A 25,151-nucleotide genomic window follows, 5' to 3' on the forward strand; every position below is an offset into this window, starting at 1 on the left:
TGTGAACGGTGCGCGTCAGATTACCACTCGAAGATCTTCCAGGACGGAATCAGCATGTCCGGCTGGTCGGATCGAATGAAATTGCCATCAGAGCCATCGGCGCGTACCAGGAAATAAGGCTTGCCGTTTTTCGGCGTGATCTTGATTGCATACAGGAAGCCGTTCTGGCGGTACTCCTGGATGGTCTTGTCGCCTTCCGTGCGAATGGTCACCTCGGGATCGGCCGAGGGGGCGTCGTCCGCCGCCAGGGTGACGACAGGCATGGTTGCCAACAGACCGAGCAGTAACAGGCGATTGAGTGTACGCATGATAACCTTGTCCCTTTGTCGTCATTGATTCTGGCTATTCTAGCGCCGGACCCGTCGAAAAGGTTGATTCTGCTCATGAGCCAAGCGCCCCTCGTCCTGGTGGACGGTTCCTCCTACCTGTACCGCGCCTTCCACGCGCTGCCGCCGCTGACCACCTCCAAGGGCATGCCGACCGGTGCGGTGAAGGGTGTGCTGAACATGCTCAAGAGCCTGCGCAAGCAATACCCCGACAGCCTGTTCGCGGTGGTGTTCGACGCCAAGGGCGGCACCTTCCGCGATGCCATGTTCGCTGAATACAAGGCCAACCGCCCGAGCATGCCGGACGACCTGAGGGTGCAGATCGAGCCGCTGCATGCCAGCGTCAAGGCGTTGGGCTACCCGCTGCTGTGCGTGGAGGGGGTCGAAGCGGACGATGTGATCGGTACCCTGGCACGCAGCAGTGCCGCGCTGGGCCGCCCGGTAATCATCTCGACCGGTGACAAGGACATGGCGCAACTGGTCGACGGGCACATTACCTTGGTCAACACCATGACCGGTAGCGTGCTGGATGTGGCTGGCGTGCACGAGAAATTCGGCGTCGGCCCGGAACATATCATCGACTTCCTGGCGCTGATGGGCGACAAGGTCGACAACATCCCTGGCGTGCCGGGCGTGGGCGAAAAAACGGCGGTGGGCCTGCTGACCGGCATCGGCGGCGGCCTCGCCGACCTGTATGCCAACCTGGACAAGGTCCCGGCCCTGGCCATTCGCGGCGCCAAGACCCTGCCGGCCAAGCTGCAAGAGCACCGCGACGCGGCATTCCTGTCCTACGAGCTGGCCACCATCAAGGTCGATGTGCCGCTGGATATCGAAGTCGATGCCCTGGTCTGCGGCGAGCCTGACCGCGAAGCGTTGCTGGCGCTGTACACCGAGATGGAGTTCAAGAGCTGGGTCGCCGAGGTGCAGCGTGACGCGGCCAAGGCCGGTGACGACATCGCGCCGATTGCGGAGCCGGCAGCCAAGGTCGAACCCACCTACGAAACCATCCTCGACCAGGCCCGTTTCGATTACTGGCTGGAGAAGCTGCGCCAGGCCCCGCTGTTCGCCTTCGACACCGAAACCACCAGCCTGGATGCCCAACAGGCGCAGCTGGTCGGCCTGTCGTTCGCGGTCGAGCCGCATGAAGCCGCCTATGTGCCGCTGGCTCACGACTACGAAGGCGCACCGGCCCAGCTGGACCGCGAGGCCGTACTGCTGGCGCTGAAGCCGCTGCTGGAAGACCCGGCCAAGGCCAAGGTCGGGCAGAACGCCAAGTACGACATCAACATCCTCGCCAACAGCTCGCCCGCCATCGACATGCGTGGCGTGGCCTACGACACCATGCTCGAATCGTACGTGCTGAACTCCACTGCCACCCGGCACGACATGGACAGCCTGGCGCAGAAGTACCTCGACCACACCACCATCGCCTTCGAGGACATCGCCGGCAAGGGTGCCAAGCAGCTCACCTTCAACCAGATCCACCTGGACAAGGCCGGCCCCTACGCCGCCGAAGATGCCGACATCACCCTGCGCCTGCACCAGGCGCTGCAGGCGCGTCTGGCCCAGACGCCAAGCGTGCAGCCGGTGCTGATGGGCATCGAGATGCCGTTGGTGCCGGTGCTGGCCCGGATCGAGCGCCAGGGCGCGCTGGTCGATGCCGCGCTGCTGCAGGTGCAGAGTGGCGAGCTTGGGTTGAAGATGGCCGAGCTGGAGCAGCGCGCCTATGAGCTGGCAGGCGAAGCATTCAACCTGGGCTCGCCCAAGCAGCTGGGGGCGATCCTCTATGACAAGCTGGGCATGCCGGTGCTGAGCAAGACCACCAAGGGCCAGCCTTCCACCGCCGAGGCGGTGCTCGACGAACTGGCCGAGCAAGGCTACCCGCTGCCCGAGGTACTGATGCAGTACCGCAGCCTGAGCAAGCTCAAGAGCACCTACACCGACAAGCTGCCGGGGCAGATCAACCCGCGTACCGGGCGTATCCACACCTCGTACCAGCAGGCGGTGGCGGCCACCGGCCGGCTGTCGTCGAGCGACCCGAACCTGCAGAACATTCCGATCCGTACCGCCGAAGGGCGGCGCATCCGCCAGGCCTTCATTGCCAGCCCCGGCTACAAGCTGCTGGCGGCGGACTACTCGCAGATCGAGTTGCGCATCATGGCCCATCTGGCCAAGGACGAGGGCTTGCTGCATGCCTTCCGCAACGACCTGGATGTGCACCGCGCCACGGCGGCCGAGGTGTTCGGCGTGGCCCTGGAAGATGTCAGCAACGACCAGCGGCGCAAAGCCAAGGCCATCAACTTCGGGCTGATCTACGGCATGAGCGCCTTTGGCCTGGCCAAGCAGATCGGTGTCGACCGCAAGCAGTCGCAGGACTACATCGACCGCTACTTCGCGCGTTACCCGGGCGTGCTCGCCTACATGGAGCGCACCCGCGCCCAGGCGGCGGAGCAAGGCTTCGTCGAAACCCTGTTCGGTCGCCGCCTGTACCTGCCGGACATCAACGCCAAGAACCCGGCCCTGCGCAAAGGCGCCGAGCGTACGGCGATCAACGCCCCCATGCAGGGCACCGCGGCCGACATCATCAAGCGGGCCATGGTCAATGTGGACAACTGGCTCGGCGGGAGCGGGCTGGATGCGCGGGTGATCCTGCAGGTACACGATGAACTGGTGCTGGAAGTGCGCGAGGACCTGGTGGAGCAGGTGAAAGATGAAATTCGCCAGCACATGAGCCAGGCCGCGCAGCTGGATGTGCCGCTGCTGGTCGAGGCAGGAATTGGTGCGAATTGGGATGAAGCTCACTGATCGGGCAGGCAAAGCTGTGTAGGATCGGTGACGTAGGGACGCGGATCGCGGCGGCGCTCAGCGCCGTCGGTACTGAGCGTTCATGAAACTATCGCAAATAGTTTTCAGGGCCTCGGAACTAAACCGGTGAAGCGGAACTCAGAGTACCTGAATGGCTGGTGAAGCCTTTCGATGCTCCTATGTTGTGTTAAGTGTTGGCAGATATCTGGACCCCGCCCTAGCGGTCCGGACTTGGACCCCGAACTTCCCCCTCCCCATACGAAGTCCGGGGTTTTTTTTGCCCGGAATTTGACCTGAGCCTGATGAGAAACCCTGTTGGAGCGAGCGCGCCCGCGAACCTGGGCGACGCCCAGGCCATGCTCGGCGCAGGATGCTTCGCGGGCACGCCCGCTCCCACAGGGTGCTCTCTTGCCTTCAGGCCACCGGGCGGTCTTCCAGCTCCATCCAGTCCGCCAGCACCCGGTAGGCGTCTTCCACGCCCAGCCGCTTGGGCGCCGAGAACAGCTGGATGGTCACGCCATCGCCCCAGCCCTTGCGGATTTCCGACTGCACCTTGAGCAGGGTGTTCTTGCCCGCGCCATGGGTCAGCTTGTCGGCCTTGGTCAGCAGGATGTGCATCGGCATGCTGCTGGCCTTGGCCCAGTCGAGCATCATCTTGTCGAAGTCGGTCATCGGGTGGCGCACATCCATCATCAGGATCACGCCACGCAGGCACTCACGGCTGCCCAAGTAGGCTTCCAGGTGTTTTTGCCAGTGCTGCTTGAGCGGAATCGGCACTTTTGCATAACCGTAGCCCGGCAGGTCGACCAAACGCCGTTCATCGTCCAGACTGAAGAAATTCAACAGCTGGGTGCGCCCGGGGGTCTTCGAGGTGCGCGCCAGGCTGGCATGAGTCAGGGTGTTGAGGGCGCTGGACTTGCCGGCGTTGGAGCGGCCGGCAAAAGCCACCTCGTAACCCTGGTCGTCCGGGCATTGTTCGACCTTGGCAGCGCTGAGGGCGAATTTGGCTTTCTGGCAGAGGCCGAGGATGGGGTTCTTGACTTGCATGGGATATCCGATGTGGGTGTTGCCTGACTCTTTAGGCTCGAGCCTGGCAAGCGGTGTCGTTTCCGTTTGGATGGCGGAAGTATATAATGCCCCAGTTTTTGTGTGCTCATTCTCCCGGCGAAGGAGAACGGGCATGGGGTGTCGAACAATAGCTCGCGCAACAGAACGCAGCGCGGCCCCCAACCCTGAAGGTCGTTCCGCATGGCGAAATGGCTGCTTGCTGTCGGTATGTTCCTGCCGTTTTTCAGCGCACAGGCTACACAGGATCCCGAGGTGTTGTACAACCGCACGTGTGCGGCCTGTCACACCGGGCAGTTGCCACAGGCACCCAGACAGGGTGACCGGGCAGCGTGGGAGCCCAGGCTGGCGCAAGGCATGGAGGTACTGGTGAAGCACGTGACCCAGGGTTTCAAGGCTATGCCGCCGCGTGGATTGTGCATGGACTGCAGTGCCGAGGACTACCGTTTGGTCATCCTTTGGATGAGTGGCAGTCCCGATACATAACATTTCACCCTTAGCCGTGTTGGATTAGCTGATGAACAAACTAGTCGTGAGTCTGCTGTTGACCCTGGGTGTCGCTGGTGCGGCCACTGCTGCACAACCCGTCAAAGGCGATGCCGCTGCTGGCCAGGCCAAGACGGCCGTCTGTGGTGCTTGCCACAACCCCGACGGCAACAGCCTGGCACCGAACTTCCCGAAACTGGCCGGCCAAGGCCAGCGCTACCTCGAAAAACAGCTGCACGATATCAAATCGGGCAAGCGCACCGTGCTGGAGATGACCGGCATGCTGACTGCGTTCAGCGACCAGGACCTGGCCGACATCGCCGCCTATTTCGCCAGTCAGAAAGGCAGCGTGGGTGCCGCCGATCCGAAGCTGGTCGAACGTGGCCGTGCGCTGTTCAACGGCGGCGACCTGGAAAAAGGCATGCCGGCCTGCACCGGCTGCCACTCGCCTAACGGCGCGGGCATCGCCCTGGCCGGCTTCCCGCATCTGGGCGGCCAGCATGCGCAGTACGTGACCAAGCAGCTCACCGATTTCCGCGAGGGCAACCGCACCAACGATGGCGATGCCATGACCATGCGTACCATCGCCGGCAAGCTGAGCAACCACGACATCGAGGCGTTGGCCAGCTACATCCAGGGTCTGCACTGAGACCCTTCCAGGTGGGGCATTAACTTTCGGTTAATGTTGCAAGCCAATGATGAAAGGGCGGCCGGACCGCCCTTTTTTCTGTTCGCTGCCGTTACACTACAGAACTCGAGCCCTTCCCGGCCTGTCTCAATCCAGGTCGCGTCGTGGCGACCCATGAATGCTCAGGAGTAAAGCATGCGTAAACTGATTCTCAGCGCTGCGCTGGTCGCCGCCAGCGTATTTGGTATGACCGCCGTCCAGGCCGCCGAGCCGGTCGTCGGCAAGGAATACCTCGAGCTGAGCAACCCTGTTCCGGTTTCCGTGCCCGGCAAGATCGAGGTGGTCGAGCTGTTCTGGTACGGCTGCCCCCACTGCTACCACTTCGAGCCAACCATCAACCCATGGGTCGAAAAACTGCCGAAGGACGTCAACTTCAAGCGCGTACCGGCCATGTTCGGCGGCGCGTGGGATGCGCACGGCCAGATGTTCCTCACCCTCGAAGCCATGGGCGTCGAGCAGAAGGTGCATGCTGCGGTATTCGATGCCATCCAGAACCAGCGCAAGCGCCTGACCGACAAGAACGACATGGCCGATTTCCTCGCCACTCAGGGCGTCGACAAGGACAAGTTCCTCGCCACCTTCGACTCGTTCGCCATCAAGGGCCAGGTCAACCAGGCCAAGGAGCTGGCGAAGAAGTATGAAATCACCGGCGTACCGAGCATGGTGGTCAACGGCAAGTACCGCTTCGACCTGGGTACTGCTGGCGGGCCGGAAGGCGTGCTGAACGTTGCCGACCAGCTGATCGCCAAGGAGCGCGCCGCCAAGTAGGCGGTGTAATCCATGCGCCGCTCCGGACCCGCGCGTGGCATTGGCCTGCACCAGCCGCAGGTCAACGAGCATCACTTGCAGGCCCCAGGCCTGCCTGAGGATGGTCGCCTGCGGCTGCTCAGTTTCAACATTCAGGTAGGCATCAGCACTGAGCGCTACCGGCATTACCTGACCCGTAGCTGGCAGCACCTGCTGCCGCACAACGGGCGCGCCGGCAACTTGCAGAAGATCGGCCAGTTGCTCGGCGACTTCGACCTGGTGGCCTTGCAGGAGGTCGATGGCGGCAGCCTGCGCTCGGGCTACGTCAACCAGGTCGAGCACCTGGCGCACCTGGGCGCCTTCCCCTACTGGTACCAGCAGCTCAACCGCAACCTCGGGCGCTTTGCCCAGCACAGCAACGGCGTGCTCAGCCGGCTGAAGCCGCAATTGCTCGAGGATCACCCGTTGCCTGGCCCAGCCGGGCGTGGTGCGATCCTGGTGCGTTTTGGCGAGGGCGCAGACGCGCTGATCGTGGTCATGATGCACCTGGCCCTGGGGGCCAAGACCCGCGCCCTGCAGCTGGGCTATATCCGCGAATTGATTGGCGGCTACCGCCACCAGGTGCTGATGGGCGACATGAATACCCATGCCACCGACCTGCTGGAGCATTCGCCGCTGCGCGACCTGGGCCTGGTTGCCCCGCAAGTCGAGGCCACCTTCCCCAGCTGGCGCCCCAAGCGTTGCCTGGATCACATCCTGCTGAGTTCGAGCCTGACACTGGAGCGTGTCGAGGTGCTGGCGCAGCCAATTTCCGATCACCTTCCCGTTGCTGTCGAGATTCGATTGCCTGATGCATTGACTGTGGATACGCTGCCGGTCCTGAGCTAATTGCCATCACCGTTTGCGGACCCGGGCATGACTGAAGACGCTGAGCGCTGGAAAGAAAAATACCTGAAAAGCATCGAGCAGCAGGAAAAGCTCGAGCGCCGCTGGAATGCCCGTCTCGACCTGCTGCGCCGCGGCCTGGTCCGTAGCTCGCTGGCTGCCGAAGGCAGTGACAAGGTGGTGGACCAGTGCATGAAGGAAATGCGCGAGGTCATCCGCAGCGACAACATGGACGCGGGCCTGGCCGGGCTGATCCCGCGCCTTGAGAAAGCGGTGCTGGATTCCGAACAGCGCCGGGAAACGCGCATGAACCAGGTCAGCGATGCACTGACTGCGCTGGTCACCCAGCTGCAAGGCCTGCCGCTGCCAAGCGATGTGTCGCGGCCGTTGAAAAAACTGGCGAAGAAGCTGGATGGCGGCATTGCCCAGTCGCGTGACTTGCCGCCATTGCTGGGTGAGTTGAGCGGCCTGCAAGACCGTGCGTTATCCGCCCTGAGCAAGCCCGGGGAAGATACCCGGCCCGGGTTCCTGCAGCGTCTGTTCGGCAGCCGCGATGACGACATGCACGACGAGCCGACGCCTGCGTCGGTGGCGCTGCCAGTTGCCCAGCCCCAGCCCCACCCACGGCCGGGACCGGGCGGTGTCGAGGCCGCGCAGCCCGACGATGTGGACGCGTTGCAGCCGCTGGCAAGCCCTGCCGATCCTGTGGCCGAGACGCCCCTGGCCCCTGAACCCGAGCTTGAGGTGGCTGGCCCGGCGCTGATCGAGACCGCCGAAGTTCTGCCAGCCCCGCTGCCGCAGGCGGACGATGTGCCCGTACCGCAAGCAGCGGCCAGCGAGCCAAGCGTTGTCGTGGAACCGCTACAGCCGCTGGAGGACAGCTTCGGCGAAGAAGGCCCGTATGCCCTGCCCGACGCAGTGGAGCCCCCCTACAGCCAGGTGGCGGCGCACATCGAGCAAACCCTGATCGGCCTGCTCGATGACCTCAGCCTGCCCGAACGGCACAAGGCCCAGGCACTGGAAATGCGTGAGCGGGTTGCCCGCGGCTTGAACTGGTATGAGCTGATCCCGGTGCTGGATGACCTGGCGGTGCTCATGCTGGCGATCACCGACAGCGGCCAGCACGAATTCGAAACCTACCTGCAGCAACTCAACGAGCGGCTGGAAAGCTTCCAGAGCCATCTGCACGAGGCCAGTGCCGGCCACGCCGACAACAGCTCCGCCGCCCGGGACCTGGATACCCAGCTGCGTGAGCATGTCGATGGGCTGCAGAACAGTATGCAAGGGGCCGCCGATGTCGACAGCCTCAAGCACATCCTGGATAACCGCCTGGAAGGCCTGCTGGTGACCATGGACGAACACAAGCACGAACGCGATCGGCGTGAGCAGGAGCTGGCGGGGCGCCTGCTGGGCCTGTCGGAGCGCGTGGCCAGCATGGAGCAGGAGGCGCTTGGCTACCGCGAGCACCTCGAGGAGCAGCGGCAAAAGGCTTTGCTCGACCCGCTTACCGGGCTGCCCAACCGTGCAGCCTGGAGCGAGCGAGTCGAGCGCGAACTGATCGAGTGGCAGGAAAGCGGCGGCCATCTGGCGATGGCGATCCTCGACCTGGACCATTTCAAGCGCATCAACGACAGCTACGGGCATCTGGCCGGCGACAAGGTGCTGAAAATCGTCGCCGATCAATTGCGCAAGCGCCTGCGCGGCCATGACTTCATTGCCCGTTTCGGCGGCGAGGAGTTTGTCCTGCTGCTGCCGCAGACTTCACCGGCAGCCGCCAGCCAGATGGCCGAACTGCTGCGGGCCACGGTAGAGGCGTGCCCCTTCCACTTCAAAGGCGAACGGGTAGTGATCACCACTTCCATCGGACTGGGTGCATTTCGCCCCGGCGAACGCGGCGACCAGGTGCTCAAGCGCGCCGACGCGGCGCTGTACCGGGCCAAGGAGTTGGGGCGCAACCGCGTCGAGCAGGCGTAGCGGGCAACCGCTGACTCGCGGCAAGCACGGCCCGTGGGGAGCACGTTATACTGTAGCGCTCATATGCTGAGGCCACTGACGTGCTTTCCACGCTTAGAAAAACCCTGATCTGCTTGCTGCTGTTGTCTGCCGCCGGGTGCTCGACAGGCCTGCGCATCGATCGTAGCCACCCTTCGGTCAATCAGGACAACCGCATCCAGTTCGTTGTCCTGCACTACACCAATGCTTCGCTGGAGCGCTCCCTGGCGCTGCTGACCCATGGCGAAGTCAGCAGCCATTACCTGATCGGGGATGGCCCGGCCACGGTGTACCAGCTGGTGGATGAAAACCGTCGCGCCTGGCATGCCGGCGACAGTCAGTGGCAGGGGCGAACGTGGCTGAACTCTTCGTCGATTGGTATCGAAATCGTCAACCCGGGCTTCACCGACACGCCGAACGGCCGGGTCTGGCACCCTTACAGCGAAGCGCAGGTGCAAGCGCTGATCGCGCTGCTCAAGGACATCGTCAAACGTAACAACATCGAACCACGGCACATCATCGGGCACAGCGATATTGCGCCGCTGCGCAAGCTCGACCCGGGGCCGTTGTTCCCATGGAAGCGCTTGGCCGACGCCGGGTTGGGTATCTGGCCGGAGGCTAATGCCGTGGCCCGCCAGCAGGCCTATTTCAGCGTCAACCCGCCGAGCATCGGTTGGTATCAGCAGGAACTGGCGCGGTTCGGCTATGCCATCGAGCAGACCGGGGTACTGGATGTCGCCACCCGCCACACCATCGCCGCGTTCCAGATGCGCTTCCGTCCGCAGCGCTTCGATGGCATGCCGGATGCGCAGACGGCGGCGATGCTGCAGGTGCTCAACCGCATGCGTTGAGCCGCGTCGGCAAACAGCCTGCGCAAGTTCCGGCGAAGCGCCCAACGGCGAGGGTGATTCTCGATTCAGTTGCTATACCTTAGTTATCAACTGGATGCCGTCGATGTCAGCGCTCATCGCCTTGCTGCGCCAAATTTTTTACCGTCCCTGGATGCTGGCCACTTTGGCAGCGCTGGCCAGCGCCGCACTGTTGCTCTCTGCCAGTATCGGTATCGCCCTGCAACAGATGAAGCAAAGCGAGAGCGCCCAGATGAACGCCCAGGGTGAGCGCTTTCTGGAGCGTCTCGAGCAGGTGTTCGGCCAGTTGCGCGAGGGGGTCGATCTGCTGCAGGCGCAGCCCTTGCGCGGCTGCAGCCCGGCGATGCTGGCCGCGTTGCAGCAGGTCGGCCTCAGTTCACGCTTCATTTATGAAGCTGCCTACGTCGATGGCGATGTCGCCTGCTCGAACCGCGGTGATGAGCGGGCGTTCGAACCCTTGCGGGCACCCGACATCCAGGGGCCGACCTACAGCTACTGGCTGAACACCACGACCGAGCCGAACGAGAACCTGGCCGCGCTGATGCTGGGGCGCGGCAAGTTCGTGGTTTCCACCTCCCGTGGGCACCTGACCGATGTGGTCGACCTGCCCCCCGGCGGCAGCCTGGTGGTGGTGCTGGACAACGGCGCACGGGCCATACCGGTACTGGGCCCGCCGCAGGTATGGCCTCCGCCCTCGGCCTGGCAGACCAGCCACAAGTCGTTGCTCGAACTCAGCGACCGGCTGATCTACCGCATGCCGACCAAGTCGCCGGACTACCAACTGGTGCTGATTGCCCCGCGGGCAAGCTTGCCGCTGAGGATGAACGGCATGCTCTGGCTGCTGTTCCCCGGCAGTGTGCTGGCAGCCTGCTGCATCGGCTGGCTGGTGCTGCAGCTGATTCTGCAACGGCGGTCGATGAGCTCGGAATTGCAGCATGCCTTGCGCCGTGGCGAGCTGCAGGTGCTTTACCAGCCGATCTTCGAACTCGACAGCCGGCGCTGTGTGGGCGCCGAGGCCCTGGTGCGCTGGCGTCGCCCGGACGGCAGCCTGACCAGCCCGGACCTGTTCATCCCGCTGGCGGAAAACACCGGGCAGATTCGCCAGATCACCGACTTTGTCCTGCAGCGTGTGCTGGAACAGTTGGGGCAACTGCTGCGCTCGCACCCCAACTTGTACATCTCCGTGAACCTGGCAGCCTGCGATGTGATGGTGCCGCGCATTGGCCGGGTGGCGGCACGCCTGCTGGCCCTGCACCGGGTGGCGGCCAGGCAGATTGCCTTCGAGGTGACCGAGCGTGGCCTGATCGACGTGGTGGTGGCCCGCGATAACCTGCAGGCGCTGCGCGCGGTGGGCCATCAGGTGCTGATCGATGACTTTGGTACAGGCTATTGCAGCCTGGCCTATCTGCAGACCCTGCCGGTGGACTGCCTGAAGATCGACAAGGCGTTCATCGACGCCCTGGGGCATGACGCTGCCAGCAGTGGTGTGGCGCCGCATATCATCCGCATGGCCCATGACCTGCACCTGCGGGTGATTGCCGAAGGCATCGAGTGTGAAGACCAGGCCGTGCTGCTGAACAGCGAGGGCGTCAACTATGGGCAGGGTTGGCTGTTTGCCCGGCCGCTGAATGCCCGCCATTTTGCCGAACTGGTGACCCGCGGGCGGTTGCCGCGTCGGGTCGAGCAATGAGTGAGCCGGTAGCGGCGATGCTCAGACTGGCAGCGCCATGTAGAACTGGGTGCCTTGGCCGGGCCGGGAAAACACGCCCATGCGCCCGCCGTGCAGCTGCACGATCTCTTTGCACAAGGCCAGCCCCAGCCCCGCGCCGCCTTTCTTGCGCCCTACCTGCACGAAGGGTTCGAAGATGCGCCCCTGCTGCCCATAGGCAATGCCCTCGCCGTTATCCTCGACACTGATGATCACCCGCTCGGCATGCCGTCGCGCATGCAGGCGGATACGCCCGCCGCTGGCGGTATGGCGGATGGCGTTGTGCAGCAGGTTGTCCAGCACCCGGTCGAGCTGTGCAGCGTCGGCGTGGATGCGCGGTAGCGGTGGCTCCAGCGCCTTGACCAACTCGATCTGCTTGCGCGCCGCCGGCTCGGCAAAGCGTGCCTGTGCACGTTCCAGCAGTTCGTCGATGGCGCACGGCGCCAGGTCGAGCTTCTGCATCCCGCTCTGATAACGGGAAAAGTTGAGCAGGTCATTGATCAGCTGGGTCAGGCGCTGCATTTCTTCGCCGATGGTTTCCAGCAGATCGTGCTCGCGTGCTTCGGGCGGGAACTTGAGCCGCTCGCGCAACAGGCCGAAGGCCATGTGCATGCCGGTCACCGGTGTGCGCAGCTCATGGGAGGCGCGCAGCACGAACTCGCTGCGCACCCGTTCGAAAGCCCGCTGCTCGGTTACGTCGTGCAGCACCATCACCGCACCCAGGATCGGCCCTTGCGGGTGGCTGACCGGGGTCAGGCTGTAGGCGAGCAGGCGTGTTTCGTCATCGACGTCGATGTTCAGGTCGTCCGGCGGGCGGTCGAGGCTGCCGCCGCGCAGCACCTGGCGCAGTTGCTGCTCCAGCTCCGGGCGCTGCAGGGCTTCGGCCAGGCTGCTGCCCACGCGGCTGTCGGTCCAGCCCAGCTGGCGCTGCGCCACCGGGTTGAGGTGCTCCAGGCAGCCCTGGCGGTCGATGATCAGCAGGCCATCGTCAATGCTGTCCAGTACCGCCTGCAAGCGTTGTTGGCCGGCCAGCAGCTCATCGACGTTGGTGGCCTGGTGCTTGCGCAAGGCATCTGCCATCAGGCCGAAGCGGCGGGTGAGCAGGTTCAGCTCGGTGGCCTGGGTGACCGGCAAGGTGACGTCGAAATTGCCCTCGCCGAGCTGGTCGGCTGCCTTGGCCAAGGCTTCGATCGGCTGGCCGAAGCGGCGGGCGATGTTGTGCGCGGTAACGAAGCCCAATACCAGCACGATCAGGCCCATCAGGCCCAGTGCGCCGCTGACCAGCAGGGCGTGGTCGCGGGTGTGTTCCTCGCTGCGGGTGATGTGCTCGAGGGCCTGTTTGTGCGAATCGATCAGGTCGGTGCGGACCTGGTTGAAGGCGGCGCCCAGTGGTTGATCCACGCCCATGCTGCGTGCGGGCAGCGGGCTGTCCCGGTAGGCCTGGAGGAATGCCTGGTAGTTGCTGCTGGCCTTGCTGAAGCCCGTGCGCTCGCCGCCCAGCTCCAGCCCCTGATTGAGCAGGCTCTGGAAGTTCTCCTGCAGCAACCGCAGGCTCTCTGGAGCGGTCTCTTCATCGAGGATCAGGGTCAACTGTTCACCCAGGTTCTGGCGCAGCTTGAGCCCTACCTCCAGGGTATGCGTGGTGTCGCGAACCAGCCGCTGCTGCACTGTGGCCATCTGCAGCACGCTGACCAGGCCGAGCAGCAACCCGAGCAGGGCCACGGTGACCAGCGCCGAGATGCTGAGGAAAAGCCGCGTGCGCAGCTTCATGGGCGGCCACTTCATAGGTTGTACTGCTTGCGTTTGCGGTACAGGGTGGAAGCATCGATGCCCAAGGTCTTGGCGGCCTGGTCCAGGGTGTCGCTGGCGGCCAGTACTGCGCCGATGTGCGCACGTTCCAGTTCATCCAGGCTCAGTGCGGCACCAATGCGCGGGGCGTTGCCGGTGGGCTGCTCGCCCATGCCCAAGTGGCTGATTTCCACCCGTTCCTGCGGGCAGATGATGCTGGCCCGTTCGACCACGTTGCGCAGTTCGCGAATGTTGCCGGGCCAGCGGTAGTTGAGCAGCGCCGCGCGGGCTTCGTCACTGAAGCCACGGGCCGGGCGGGAGTATTCCTTGACGAAGCGGGCGAGGAAGCGGTCGGCCAGGGTCAGGATGTCTTCGCTGCGCTCGCGCAGGGGCGGCAGGTGCAGGGTGATGACATTCAGGCGGTACAGCAGGTCTTCGCGGAAGCGGCTTTCGCGCACCATCTCTTCGAGGTTGAGGTTGGTGGCGGCGAGGATGCGCACATCGGCGCGGCGGGTGACCGGGTCGCCGACGCGCTCGTATTCCTTGTCCTGAATGAAACGCAGCAATTTCGGCTGCAATGTCAGTGGGAAATCGCCGATCTCGTCGAGGAACAGGGTGCCGCCATCAGCCTGGCTGACCCGCCCCAGGGTGCTTTCGCTGGCGCCGGTGAAGGCGCCGCGGGTGTGGCCGAACAACTCGCTTTCCATCAGCTCGGCGTTCAGCGACGGGCAGTTGATGGTCACGCAGGCCTTGCGCGCGCGCTTGCTCCAGCCGTGGATGGCCCGGGCCAGCTCGCCTTTACCCGTCCCCGACTCGCCCAGGATGAGGATGTTGGCATCGGTGGTGGCGACCTGGCGGGCGGTTTCCAGTACCGCCATCATGGCCGGGCTGTGCGAGTCGAGGCCATCCTTGGGTTTGCGCACCTCGCCTTCCAGGGCTTCCAGGCGTGCAGACAGCTGGCGCACCTCCAGCTGTTTGGCGGTGGCCAGGCGCAGCTGGTCAGGGCTGCACGGTTTGACCAGGTAATCGGCGGCACCGGCCTGGATCGCGTCCACCGCCGTGTCGATCGCCGAGTGCGCGGTGACGATCACCACCCGCATCCAGGGGGCCTGGATACGCATCTGCGCCAGCACATCGAGGCCGTTGTCTTCGCCAAGACGCAGATCGAGGAAGCACAGGTCGAATACCTGGCGTTGCAACAGGGTTTCGGCCTGGGCAGCGCTGTTGGCCGTGGCCACGCTGTAGCCTTCGTCCTCCAGGCAGTAGCGGAAGGTGCGCAGGATCGCAGACTCGTCATCCACCAGCAGAATGCGGCCTTGGTTGTCCTGGGCTGATTCCATGTCCTGCGCTCCTTAAAGAAAGATCTTCATTTAGTGTGGGAAAAATCGGGCAAGTTGCATGGTCAATTGTGAAGGAACCTGTCCTTTGCATGCTAGCCAATAGCCAACCATCAGCTGAAGGCGGCGATTTTCCGATGATTTCCTTAGAGGTCGGCGGTGGCACATTGGTTGCGAGGATTTTCAGCTTTTGCCTACAAAAGGAGGCTCTGCCATGTCCTTTTCCCTCCGCACCGCCGTGTTGGCGGCCACTTTACTGCCGGTTTTCAGCCCGGTATTCGCAGACCCGCTGCAGGACGCCCGCCTGGAAGGGGCCTTGCAAACTGCCCTGTCGCTGAACCGCATGCTCGACCCGTTCCGCATCGAGGTCGAGGTGGACGGCAAGCAGGCGCGGCTTTCCGGTGAAGTAGAGAACGAGGTCGAGCGCCGGCTGGCCGAGGACGTCGCCCTGGCTACTCGTGGCATTGAACAGGTGAACAACCAGCTGCGGGTCAATGCCCAGCTGGTGGAGCGCCCGCTGGAGCTGCGTGCCTACGCCCGGCGCCTGGAAGATGCCACCTTGGCGGCGGTGATCCGCGCGCGGCTGCTATGGAGCCGCACCACCGAAAAGGCGCCGATAGAGGTACAGAGCAGCGAAGGCGTGGTGACCCTGCGCGGCAAGGTCGACAGTGCCGAAGCCAAGGAGCAGGCCGGCGTGGTGGCGCGTACTACCGAAGGTGTGTATCTGGTCAACAACCTGGTCAGCCTCGATTCTGCGGCCATGGCCGAGGCCCGCAAAGCCCCGGTGGGTGCCGCGAGCGGCCCGCAGCCGAGCGACAGCTGGATCATTGACAAGATTCAGAACAGCTACCGCTTCAGCCGCAACCTCGATGGCCTGAACCTTGAAGTGGCCAGCGAAGAGGGCCTGGTGCGGCTGTCGGGCGAAGTGGTCAGCAGCGAGCAGAAGACCATTGCCGTGGAAATCGCCCGGCAGATCGTCGGCGTGCGCGGGGTGGATGCCGATCTGCTCAAGGTGGCGACCAAGGTCGAGGGCTGATCGTGCAATTCGCACGAGCCGTGTAGCCCTATCGTGCAGGATGCTGCCTTGTCGCCTATGCGGTATATCCGTAACTGTCTGAATTATAAGGATTTATTCTGTAGTTGAAGGCTGGCATGCAGGCTGCAATTACCTGTTCAGGTTGAACAAGAATTACAGCAGGAGGAGCCGGCATGAACCGCCAAACCGTCAAACGCTCGCAGAACGCCGCACTGCCCCTGCGCCAGATGCTGTTTCTTGGCATGGCGCTGCTGCTGACCTTGGCCGCTGGCCTCTTCTACTACAGCTGGCAGACCGCGCGCCTAGCCGAGCAAGTGGCGGCGCAGACCGCCCTGTTGACGCAGATTCAGGCAACCCGTGCCAACACCTTGGTCAAGGCCACTGTTCCACGGCCAGCCGGCCAGGCCACTGCCTCGCCGGCCACGCTGGAAACTGTCGTACCCCAGGACCGCTGGGTGTTCTGACCCGCCGGCCGTACCGATTCCGAAAAAGAAAGGAGAACCACCATGCTGAGCTGGGCTATCACTTTCCTCATCATCGCCATTGTCGCCGCCGTACTGGGCTTCGGTGGTATCGCGGGCGCTGCCACCGGTATCGCGAAGATTCTGTTCATTGTCTTCCTGGTGCTGTTCGTAGCCTCCTTCTTCTTTGGTCGTGGACGAGGTTGAAGATGGGCAGGAAGCATTGGACAGCCCTGGCTGCCGCCCTGTTGATGGGTGGCAGCGCGGCGGCGATGGCGGCCAATGACGGCCAGGTCCGGGTCGACCAGTTGCTCGGCTCGGACCCTGAATACCGGGAAACCTGGCAGGACGCGATCAAAGGCGAGGAACGCCTGCCCGATTGGGTGGTCAATTTGACCGGCAGTGCCCAGCAGCAGATGTCTGCCGTGACCGAAGACGGCGACCAGTACCTGGTCGGCCCGTTGTGCGAAAGCCAGGACAACTGCACCTACAAGCGCCTGATCGTGGCGTTCAGCTGGGACAAGGACGACGCCTACGGGATGCTCGTGGAGGTACCCGAAGGTTTGCCGAAGGACAAGTCGCCCACTCGCCATGCGCAGTACCGCTGGCTGGGCAAACCGGACGACGGCATGAAGGCGATGCTGCAAGAGCAGCTCAAGCGTGACCCGAACTGGTACTGAGCCGTTGCAGCCGGTACGCATGAAAAGGTCATGCACTGTCACGTAATAGAAGCTGAACGTCCTTATCATTTCAGCCTTCTATGATGCGCAGCCCCGAGGAGGGGCAGCGCATGACCAAGGGGCCGGGCCGTTCTGATTGTTGCAGGATCGGAGTGGCCTAGGGGTACAGGGAGTGCCTCCAGCAATGGGCCGGGTCAGGAAAGGCAAAATCGGAAGTATCAGGTCGGCGGTGCCACAGGGGCACTTGGCCAGACCTGACTTCCGAGGAGCCATGTAGGAAACACCCCTTCCTGCGCGTTTTGTTCCTCGAGACACATTTTGTCTCGACCGTACATCCATTTTTTTTCGATCAGCCTGGCGCCGGTTCAAGCGGCATTCCAGCCATTCGGTTTGTCGAACACGCCATCGTCCCTCCGCTTTTCTCTCAGTCAAATCTGCCTAAATATGGCGCTTTGGTCTTGTTCGGGATTCCGAACGTTGTAAATCAAGCACTTGCGAACCTCCCGTGCTGGTCAAAAACAGTATGCGCAAACGGTATGGGTCATGCGCTTCCGGCATTAGATTTCCCCCTTTCCCATCGCAATAGTTGCCGCCTTTTCGCTGGCCCGAGCGCCCTGTCGCTCGCCTGCGGTGTCCTTACATGAAGTCGCCGGACGGAAGCATCTACTGCCCGTGACCTAGCCAACGGCTCTGTTATGCGCGTTTCCGTTGGGTGCCCATGACCACTAGAACAAAGGGTAAAGACATGAAGAAGGCAAAACTGAGCCTCGCCTGGCAGATCGTCATTGGTCTGGTGCTGGGTGTTGCAATCGGCGCGCTACTGAATCATTTCAGTGCAGAAAAGGCATGGTGGATCAGCAACGTCCTCCAGCCCGCTGGTGACATCTTCATTCGCCTGATCAAGATGATCGTCGTCCCGATCGTGATTTCGTCGCTGATCGTGGGTATCGCCGGGGTTGGCGACGCGAAGAAACTGGGCAGCATCGGCCTGAAGACCATCATTTACTTCGAAGTGGTGACCACCATCGCCATTGTCGTCGGCCTGGTGTTGGCCAACCTGTTCCACCCGGGCGCCGGCATCGACATGAGCACCCTGGGTACCGTCGATATCTCGAAGTACCAGGCCACTGCGGCCGAGGTGCAGCATGAGCATGCGTTCATCGAAACCCTGCTGAACCTGATCCCGTCGAACATCTTCGCAGCGCTGATGCGTGGCGAAATGCTGCCGATCATCTTCTTCTCGGTCATGTTCGGTCTGGGCCTGTCGAGCCTGCAGGCAGAGCTGCGCGACCCTCTGGTGCGTACCTTCCAGGCAGTTTCCGAGACCATGTTCAAGGTCACCCACATGATCATGAACTACGCCCCTATCGGCGTGTTCGCCCTGATCGCCGTGACCGTCGCCAACTTCGGTTTCAGCTCGCTGCTGCCGCTGGCCAAGCTGGTGCTGCTGGTGTACTTCGCCATCGCCTTCTTCGCCTTCATGGTGCTGGGCCTGGTTGCCCGCCTGTTCGGCTTCTCGGTGATCAAGATCATGCGCATCATGAAAGATGAACTGATCCTCGCCTACTCCACCTCCAGCTCGGAAACCGTGCTGCCACGGGTAATCGAGAAGATGGAAAAGTACGGCGCGCCGAAGTCGATCTGCTCGTTCGTGGTGCCGACCGGCTACTCGTTCAACCTTGATGGTTCGACCCTGTACCAGAGCATCGCGGCCATTTTCATTGCCCAGCTGTATGGTATCGACCTGTCGTGGAGCCAGCAGCTGCTGCTGGTACTGACCCTGATGGTCACCTCCAAAGGTATCGCTGGCGTACCGGGCGTTTCCTTCGTGGTCCTGCTGGCTACCTTGGGTAGCGTGGGCATCCCGCTGGAAGGCCTGGCCTTCATCGCCGGTGTCGATCGCATCATGGACATGGCCCGTACCGCCTTGAACGTGGTGGGCAACGCCCTGGCAGCGCTGGTCATCGCGCGTTGGGAAGGCATGTACGATGCCGCCAAGGGCGAGAAGTACTACGCCTCGCTGATGGCCGACAAGCAGGAAGCCGCAGTGGTCGGCGAAGCCGCCAAGCGCTGAACCTGACCGCTGCATGACAAAGAGCCCCGACCTGTCGGGGCTTTTTGTTGCCTGTGAGATCCTGGGGGCCGAGCAGTGGCCATTGTGGGAGCGGGTTCACCGCGAATCAGGCAACACGGTGTATGGCACCGGCTTTGCCGGTGTTCGCGGGTGAACCCGCTCCCACAGGGGCCTGTGTCAGGTCTGCAGTCTCCAGCCTTACGCCCCGATACGCTATCATTCGGGCATTTTTCAGGGGGAATACACGGATGCTCAACGGCCTTTGGCTCGGCTTTTTCCTGGTGGCGGCGGTGTCTGCCCTGGCCCAATGGCTGGTGGGCGGCAATGCTGCCATCTTCGCGGCGATGGTCGAGAGCATCTTCGCCATGGCCAAGCTGTCGGTCGAGGTGATGGTGCTGCTGTTCGGCACGCTGACCCTGTGGCTGGGCTTTCTCAAGATCGCCGAGCAGGCTGGCATCGTCGAATGGCTGGCCAGAATGCTCGGCCCGCTGTTCGCCCGCCTGATGCCGGAAGTACCGCCAGGCCACCCTGCCCTGGGCCTGATCACCATGAACTTCGCCGCCAACGGCCTGGGCCTGGACAACGCCGCCACGCCGATCGGCCTGAAAGCCATGCGTGCGCTGCAGGAACTGAACCCCAGCAGCACCACGGCAAGCAATGCGCAGATCCTGTTTCTGGTGCTCAACGCTTCGTCGCTGACCCTGCTGCCGGTGACCATCTTCATGTACCGGGCACAGCAAGGTGCGCCGGACCCGACCATGGTGTTTTTGCCGATTTTGCTGGCCACCAGCGTCTCGACCCTGGTCGGCCTGCTGTCGGTGGCGGTGATGCAGCGCTTGCGCCTGTGGGACCCTGTGGTGCTCGCTTACCTGATCCCGGGTGCCTTGCTGCTGGGTGGCTTCATGGCGTTTCTCGGGACCTTGTCGGCGGCCGCGCTGGCCAGCCTGTCGTCGATCCTGGGCAACCTCACGTTGTTTGGTGTGATCATCCTGTTCCTGGTAATCGGCGCCCTGAAGCGGGTGAAGGTGTATGAAGCCTTTGTCGACGGTGCCAAGGAAGGCTTCGATGTGGCCAAGGGCCTGTTGCCTTACCTGGTGGCGATGCTGGTGGCGGTCGGTGTACTGCGGGCTTCAGGCGCCTTGGAGCTGGCGCTGGATGGTATCCGCCATGCGGTGACCTGGCTGGGCCTGGACACCCGCTTCGTCGAGGGGCTGCCCACGGCACTGGTCAAGCCGTTCTCCGGCAGTGCGGCGCGGGCGATGCTGATCGAGACCATGCAGAGCCAAGGGGTGGACAGCTTCCCGGCGCTGGTGGCGGCGACGATTCAGGGCAGTACCGAAACCACGTTCTACGTGCTGGCGGTGTACTTTGGCGCGGTGGGCATCCAGCGTGTGCGTCATGCGGTGGGGTGTGCCCTGCTGGCTGAGTTCTCCGGTGTGGTCGCGGCGATTTTCGTCTGCTACTGGTTCTTCGCCTGACGCGCTCCTACTGCGGCGGGCAGGCGTTCAAGGGGGGTAGCTCTGCCAGCCTGGGCAATCGTCCAGGCCACCACCTGCCCCGTCAGCTGATCGCAAGCCTGACCAAACCCGGCGACTACCGCCGACACCTGTTTGTCAGCCAGCGGCTGGCGGGCCTCGAAGCGTTTGCTGGCAAGGATGCGTTGCGTGCGCCCCTGGACCAGGCGCGCGTCATAGCGAATCACCACTTCCGCCGTCCCGTCTGCGCGGTACTCCGTCTGGAAAGCCTGCAGCTCGCCTGCCAGCTCGTAGTCGGCCTGCAGGTTGCTGTCATCGGCGCTCAGGCGCTGAACCTGGCCGTCACGCTGGAAACCATCGAGCAAGCGGTTGCGGACCAGCACCGGTACGGCATCGCTCCAGCGCGCGCCCTTGTAGCTGCTGACCACATTACCTTGGGGGATGACGGCAATCCGTGGCCCTGCCAGCACTTCGCTGGCCAGCGGCTTGTTCAGGCGCAACGACCAGTCCAGCGCCGGCACCGTGCGGCTTTGTTGGCTCACCGGCAGGCGGTAGAGGTCGACGGGTTCGCTCTGCGGCAGGATCGAGCAGGCACTGGCCAGGCTCAGCGCGGCCACCAGGGCCAACAGGCGCAGCGACGGTTTCATGGCTGGAACTCCTTGTTGTTGTCGCGGCCGAGCAGGTAGCCGCTGGGGTCGGCCTCCAGTTGCCGGGAAATGCCTTTGAGCGCATTGAGGGTTTCGCGCAGCTCGCGAATGGCCGGGGTCAGCTGGTTCAGGCCCTGGGCGCCATCGCCGATGGCTTCATGGTTGTCTTCGAGCAGGCGGTTGATGGTGGCAGTGCTCTCGGCCAGCGACTGCATGGCCTGTTCGGCGCTGCCGATCGCCTGCTTGCCCTCGCTGCCCAGCAGGCCGTTGGCATTGCGCATCAGCGCCTGGGTTTCGGCCAGGGTGGCGCTGGCCTGCTTGCCCACCTGCACCAGCTGCTCGATGGCCTGGGCGATGCTGCCGTGCTGGCCGGCGAAGGCGCCCGTGGTCTTGTCGAGGTTGGCCAGGGTGTTGCTGAGGTGGCCGATGTTGTCATCGGAGAACATCTGGTTGGCGTTGTGCAGCAGCAGGTTGATGTTGGTCACCAGGTCGCTGCTGTCATTGAGCAGGCGCGAGATTGGCGACGGTGAGGCGATGATCACCGGCAGCTTGCCATCCTTGCCTTTCAGTTCGGGGCTTTGCGGGGTACCGCCGCTGAGCTGGATGAACGAGTTGCCGGTTACCCCGGCCAGGGTCAGCTTGGCCTGGGTATCCTCCTTGACCGGGGTGTCGGCACTCAGGCGTACCCGTGCCAGCACTCGGCGTGGGTCTTTCGGGTCCAGGCGCAGGGTGGACACATCGCCCACCTTGATGCCGTTGTACTGCACCGGGCTGCCGCGCGACAGGCCGGAAACGGCTTCGTTGAAGATCACTTCGTAGTCCTTGAAGGCATCGTCGACGCTGGACTTGGTCAGCCACAGGCCGAACAGCATGGCGCCGGCCACCACCAGGACGGTGACCAGGCCGATAAGAACGTGATGGGCTCGGGTTTCCATTGCTCAGCGCTCCTGGCCGATACGGGTGGCCGCCTGTTCGGCGGCGCGCCCACGTGGGCCGTGAAAATATTCTTGAATCCAGGCGTCGTTGGTCTGTTCGACCTCCGCCAGCGGGCCGGCCACCAGGACTTTCTTCTGCGACAGCACGGCGATGCGGTCGGTGATGGTGTACAGGGTGTCGAGATCGTGGGTGATGAGGAACACCGACAGGCCCAGGGCGTCACGCAGGGTCAGGATCAACTGGTCGAAGGCGGCAGCGCCGATCGGGTCCAGGCCGGCGGTGGGTTCATCGAGGAACAGGATGTCCGGGTCCAGCGCCAGGGCCCGGGCCAGCGCCGCGCGCTTGATCATGCCCCCGGACAGCGAGGCCGGATACTTGTCGGCGGCGGAGATCGGCAGCCCGGCCAAGGCCAGCTTCACCCCCGCCAGGTGCTCGGCGTCGGCACGGGATAGGCCGGCGTGCTCGATCAGCGGCAACGCCACATTTTCGGTGACGGTCAGCGAAGAGAACAGCGCGCCCTTCTGGAACAGTACGCCGAAGCGTCGCTCGACCAGCGAGCGCTGCTCTTCGCGCAGGCCGGCCAGGTCCTGGCCGAACACCTTGATCTGCCCTTCGTTGGGCCGGCGCAGGCCGATGATGCTGCGCAACAGCACCGACTTGCCGCTGCCCGAGCCACCGACCACGGCGAGGATCTCGCCGCGGTATAAGTCGAGGTCGAGGTTTTCGTGCACGCTCTGGCGGCCGAAGCGGTTGCAGATGCCGCGAGCCTCGATGACGCGTTCCTGGCCACTCACCAGCCCATCTCCATGAAGAACAGGGCGGCCACCGCGTCCAGCACGATGACCACGAATATCGATTGCACCACCGCCGAGGTGGTGTGGGCGCCCACCGATTCGGCGCTGCCGCTGACCTTGAAGCCTTCCAGGCAGCCGATGGCAGCGATCAGGAAGGCGAAGAACGGTGCCTTGGCCAGGCCGACCAGAAAGTGCTGCACGCCGATGTCGCTTTGCAGCAGCGACAGGAACATGGCGGGCGAGATGCCCAGCGACAGCGCACACACCACCGCGCCGCCGACGATGCCACAGATCATCGCGATGAAGGTCAGCAAGGGCAGCGAAATCAGCAGCGCCAGGACGCGTGGCAGCACCAGCAGTTCCATGGGGTTCAGGCCAAGGGTGCGGATGGCGTCGATTTCCTCGTTGGCCTTCATCGAGCCGATTTGCGCGGTGAACGCGCTGGCAGTGCGACCTGCCATGAGAATGGCCGTCAGCAGCACGGCGAATTCGCGCAGGAACGAGAAGGCCACCAGGTCGACGGTAAAGATGGTCGCGCCGAAATCAGCCAGCACCGTGGCGCCGAGAAAAGCCACCACCGCGCCCACCAGGAAGGTCAGCAAGGCGACGATGGGCGCCGCGTCCAGGCCGGTCTGTTCGATGTGCGCCACGACCGGGGTAAAACGCCAGCGGTGCGGTTGCAGGGCGCGTCGCAGCAGGGTTTCGAGGATTACGCCGACAAAGCCGAGCAACTGCAGGCTGTCTTGCCACAACGTGCCGACAGCGCAGCCGATGCGCTCCAGCAGCAACAGCAGCACGTTGCGCTCGGGTTCCTTGACCGGGATGCAATAGTCCTGCACCGAGCAATACACGTTCTTCAGCAGTGCGCGGCTGGCTTCGGGCAGATCCTGGGTGCAGTGCGACAGGCGTTCGGAGCCGAGCAGTTCTGCCAGCAGCGAGGCGCCGGCAGTGTCCAGGCGGCCCAGCTGGCTGAGATCAGCGACGGTGTCGCTGGCGTACTGCGCGCGCAGGCGCTCGCTTTCACGCTTGAGGCTGGCGTAGTGCGCCAGGGTCCAGTCACCGGTGATGCGCAGGCAAGCCGGTTGGCTACTGGTGTCCAGGGTGGCACTGGGGGTGGTCATCGGCTCCATGCTACTGACTCGGCGCTAAGGCTTAGGCGCTGATCATAGCGCAGCGGGCATGGGCTGTTTGGTCATTATGTGCTGTCTGTAAGGGCGGCGGCCGCCTTGCTGCCCTGCCCTTTCACTTCGCTGTATCGTCGACCACCTCGAAGCGCAGCACGCCGATCATCTGCCCATCCTCGGTCAGCACGCGCACCTGCCACTTGCCCACCGGATTCGGCGGGAAGTTCTGCTTGTGGGTCCAGGCCCGGTAGCCTTCCTTGCGCCCGCCATGGATATCCAGGGCAATGCGGTCGACCTCCTGGCCGTCCTTCTGCCACACATGGTAGATCCGCTCGTTCAGGCCGCGTGGGGCATTGATTGCGGTGTAGGCGTAGAGGCCACTGCTGCTGATACGGCTGGCTGCGATTTCCTTCAGCGAAGCACCTGGCTGGCGATTCTGCACTTCAGTGCTGACGGCGACGTCGGTCATCCACAAGGTCGCCGGCGGCACCCATGAGCGCACCAGCCAACCGCCGCCGCCGACCGACAGGGTGACCAGCACCAGAGCGACGGCGCGGCGCCAGTTGTTGATCGGGAAGCTGCTGGCCAGGCTGGGGAATGACAGGGCCATGGCGATGATCAGCGCCAGTTTGAAGCTTTGCGCGGTGGTCAGGTGCAGGATGATCGGCAGTGCGGTCAGCAGTGCGGCGAACAGGGTCAGGGTATGCAAGGCCAGGAACAGCCAGCGTCGCGGCGCCAGCCATCGGTAATACAGCGGATCGATGATCGAAATCAGGCCGGCGGCAGCGAGCAGGCCGGTGAACACCAGTTGGCCGCTGTTCCAGGTGGTGGTGATGAAGAAGAACGGCAACACGAAGAACAGCGATTCCTGGTGGATCATCTGCGTCGCGTAGCGCAACAGCGGTTGCGGGATTTCACGGTTGAAGGTGCGCGCAAACAGGCCGGTGAGGGTGTTTTCCAGCATCAGCCAGATCCAGCTGACCAGCATGAGCACGGCAACCCAACTGGCCAGGCCAGCCTGGCGATCGACCAGGATGAAGCTGCCGATGCCGGAGAGGAAACCGCCGAGCGCGATGATGCCGGGGTAGCGTTTTAGCAGTTCGATGATGCGCTGAACGATATGCGGGATGTGGGGCATGGGGGCTACAACAGGGAGTAATAGGATGGAGGGCAATTTTCAGACATTGCGCTAATCCTGTGGGAGCGGGCCTGCCCGCGAAAGGGCCGG

The 25,151-nt window shown here is 63.5% G+C and carries 23 protein-coding genes; 14 read left to right on the plus strand and 9 right to left on the minus strand.

Annotated features, from left to right (window positions below):
- Nucleotides 1-20: 20 nt before the first annotated feature.
- Nucleotides 21-308, minus strand: coding sequence for a DUF2782 domain-containing protein (locus C6A77_RS01020; protein WP_013970316.1), 288 nt, complete (start codon nucleotides 306-308; stop codon nucleotides 21-23).
- Nucleotides 309-383: 75 nt separating this feature from the next.
- On the opposite strand from C6A77_RS01020, the gene polA reads away from it, so the two are divergent.
- Entirely contained in the window at nucleotides 384-3,131 is a 2,748-nt protein-coding gene (polA, locus tag C6A77_RS01025; RefSeq protein WP_114167646.1) for a DNA polymerase I, read from the plus strand.
- A gap of 414 nt (nucleotides 3,132-3,545) precedes the next feature.
- Here polA and yihA read toward each other — a convergent pair whose 3' ends face one another.
- Nucleotides 3,546-4,178: a ribosome biogenesis GTP-binding protein YihA/YsxC gene (gene yihA, locus C6A77_RS01035; RefSeq protein ID WP_114167647.1), complete on the minus strand. Its 633-nt coding sequence runs from the start codon at nucleotides 4,176-4,178 to the stop codon at nucleotides 3,546-3,548.
- 201 nt (nucleotides 4,179-4,379) lie between these two features.
- Between yihA and C6A77_RS01040 the strand changes: the two genes are divergently transcribed.
- From C6A77_RS01040 to C6A77_RS01070, 7 genes are all read left to right on the plus strand, one after another.
- Nucleotides 4,380-4,682 (plus strand): c-type cytochrome, encoded by a 303-nt coding sequence (locus C6A77_RS01040; protein WP_114167648.1) that lies wholly within the window; start codon nucleotides 4,380-4,382, stop codon nucleotides 4,680-4,682.
- A gap of 31 nt (nucleotides 4,683-4,713) precedes the next feature.
- Nucleotides 4,714-5,331 (plus strand): c-type cytochrome, encoded by a 618-nt coding sequence (locus tag C6A77_RS01045; protein ID WP_114167649.1) that lies wholly within the window; start codon nucleotides 4,714-4,716, stop codon nucleotides 5,329-5,331.
- A 174-nt stretch (nucleotides 5,332-5,505) separates the two neighbouring features.
- Nucleotides 5,506-6,138 (plus strand): thiol:disulfide interchange protein DsbA, encoded by a 633-nt coding sequence (dsbA, locus tag C6A77_RS01050; protein WP_114167650.1) that lies wholly within the window; start codon nucleotides 5,506-5,508, stop codon nucleotides 6,136-6,138.
- Between the two features lie 12 nt (nucleotides 6,139-6,150).
- On the plus strand, nucleotides 6,151-7,005 hold the full coding sequence (locus tag C6A77_RS01055) for an endonuclease/exonuclease/phosphatase family protein (RefSeq protein ID WP_114167651.1): 855 nt from the start codon (nucleotides 6,151-6,153) through the stop codon (nucleotides 7,003-7,005).
- A 27-nt stretch (nucleotides 7,006-7,032) separates the two neighbouring features.
- Nucleotides 7,033-8,976, plus strand: coding sequence for a GGDEF domain-containing protein (locus C6A77_RS01060; RefSeq protein ID WP_114167652.1), 1,944 nt, complete (start codon nucleotides 7,033-7,035; stop codon nucleotides 8,974-8,976).
- An 80-nt stretch (nucleotides 8,977-9,056) separates the two neighbouring features.
- Entirely contained in the window at nucleotides 9,057-9,845 is a 789-nt protein-coding gene (locus C6A77_RS01065) for an N-acetylmuramoyl-L-alanine amidase (RefSeq protein ID WP_114167653.1), read from the plus strand.
- Between the two features lie 103 nt (nucleotides 9,846-9,948).
- Nucleotides 9,949-11,553 (plus strand): EAL domain-containing protein, encoded by a 1,605-nt coding sequence (locus C6A77_RS01070; protein WP_114167654.1) that lies wholly within the window; start codon nucleotides 9,949-9,951, stop codon nucleotides 11,551-11,553.
- Nucleotides 11,554-11,574: 21 nt separating this feature from the next.
- Here the strand turns inward: C6A77_RS01070 and C6A77_RS01075 are convergent, their stop codons facing one another.
- Nucleotides 11,575-13,356, minus strand: a complete 1,782-nt coding sequence (locus tag C6A77_RS01075) for a KinB sensor domain-containing domain (protein ID WP_114167655.1) — start codon at nucleotides 13,354-13,356, stop codon at nucleotides 11,575-11,577.
- Nucleotides 13,353-14,699: a sigma-54-dependent response regulator transcription factor AlgB gene (gene algB, locus C6A77_RS01080; protein ID WP_114167656.1), complete on the minus strand. Its 1,347-nt coding sequence runs from the start codon at nucleotides 14,697-14,699 to the stop codon at nucleotides 13,353-13,355. The genes C6A77_RS01075 and algB overlap by 4 nt, the downstream gene beginning before the upstream one ends.
- A gap of 211 nt (nucleotides 14,700-14,910) precedes the next feature.
- Between algB and C6A77_RS01085 the strand changes: the two genes are divergently transcribed.
- From C6A77_RS01085 to C6A77_RS01115, 6 genes are all read left to right on the plus strand, one after another.
- Nucleotides 14,911-15,732, plus strand: a complete 822-nt coding sequence (locus C6A77_RS01085; RefSeq protein WP_114167657.1) for a BON domain-containing protein — start codon at nucleotides 14,911-14,913, stop codon at nucleotides 15,730-15,732.
- Between the two features lie 173 nt (nucleotides 15,733-15,905).
- Nucleotides 15,906-16,196 (plus strand): hypothetical protein, encoded by a 291-nt coding sequence (locus C6A77_RS01090; RefSeq protein ID WP_114167658.1) that lies wholly within the window; start codon nucleotides 15,906-15,908, stop codon nucleotides 16,194-16,196.
- Between the two features lie 42 nt (nucleotides 16,197-16,238).
- Nucleotides 16,239-16,400: a DUF1328 domain-containing protein gene (locus C6A77_RS01095; protein WP_003252966.1), complete on the plus strand. Its 162-nt coding sequence runs from the start codon at nucleotides 16,239-16,241 to the stop codon at nucleotides 16,398-16,400.
- Nucleotides 16,401-16,402: 2 nt separating this feature from the next.
- Nucleotides 16,403-16,873, plus strand: a complete 471-nt coding sequence (locus C6A77_RS01100) for an inhibitor of vertebrate lysozyme family protein (RefSeq protein WP_114167659.1) — start codon at nucleotides 16,403-16,405, stop codon at nucleotides 16,871-16,873.
- Nucleotides 16,874-17,618: 745 nt separating this feature from the next.
- Nucleotides 17,619-18,947: a glutamate/aspartate:proton symporter GltP gene (gene gltP / locus C6A77_RS01105; protein ID WP_114167660.1), complete on the plus strand. Its 1,329-nt coding sequence runs from the start codon at nucleotides 17,619-17,621 to the stop codon at nucleotides 18,945-18,947.
- A gap of 248 nt (nucleotides 18,948-19,195) precedes the next feature.
- Nucleotides 19,196-20,425, plus strand: a complete 1,230-nt coding sequence (locus tag C6A77_RS01115) for a spore maturation protein (RefSeq protein WP_114167661.1) — start codon at nucleotides 19,196-19,198, stop codon at nucleotides 20,423-20,425.
- On the opposite strand, the gene C6A77_RS01120 is transcribed toward C6A77_RS01115, so the two are convergent.
- The 5 genes from C6A77_RS01120 to C6A77_RS01140 form a co-directional block, all read right to left on the minus strand.
- Nucleotides 20,407-21,069 carry an ABC-type transport auxiliary lipoprotein family protein gene (locus tag C6A77_RS01120; RefSeq protein WP_114167662.1) on the minus strand — a complete coding sequence of 221 codons (663 nt, stop codon included), beginning with the start codon at nucleotides 21,067-21,069 and terminating at the stop codon, nucleotides 20,407-20,409. The genes C6A77_RS01115 and C6A77_RS01120 overlap by 19 nt on opposite strands.
- A complete protein-coding gene (locus C6A77_RS01125; protein ID WP_114167663.1) occupies nucleotides 21,066-22,004 on the minus strand; it encodes an MlaD family protein in 939 nt (312 codons plus the stop codon). Before C6A77_RS01125 ends, C6A77_RS01120 begins: the two co-directional genes overlap by 4 nt.
- 3 nt (nucleotides 22,005-22,007) lie before the next feature.
- On the minus strand, nucleotides 22,008-22,799 hold the full coding sequence (locus C6A77_RS01130; protein WP_114167664.1) for an ATP-binding cassette domain-containing protein: 792 nt from the start codon (nucleotides 22,797-22,799) through the stop codon (nucleotides 22,008-22,010).
- On the minus strand, nucleotides 22,796-23,929 hold the full coding sequence (locus C6A77_RS01135; RefSeq protein WP_114167665.1) for an MlaE family lipid ABC transporter permease subunit: 1,134 nt from the start codon (nucleotides 23,927-23,929) through the stop codon (nucleotides 22,796-22,798). Before C6A77_RS01135 ends, C6A77_RS01130 begins: the two co-directional genes overlap by 4 nt.
- A 112-nt stretch (nucleotides 23,930-24,041) precedes the next feature.
- A complete protein-coding gene (locus tag C6A77_RS01140; protein ID WP_114167666.1) occupies nucleotides 24,042-25,061 on the minus strand; it encodes a DUF5924 family protein in 1,020 nt (339 codons plus the stop codon).
- Nucleotides 25,062-25,151 lie beyond the last annotated feature (90 nt).

The sequence above is a fragment of the Pseudomonas sp. AFG_SD02_1510_Pfu_092 genome (assembly GCF_003331055.1).
GTDB lineage: Bacteria > Pseudomonadota > Gammaproteobacteria > Pseudomonadales > Pseudomonadaceae > Aquipseudomonas.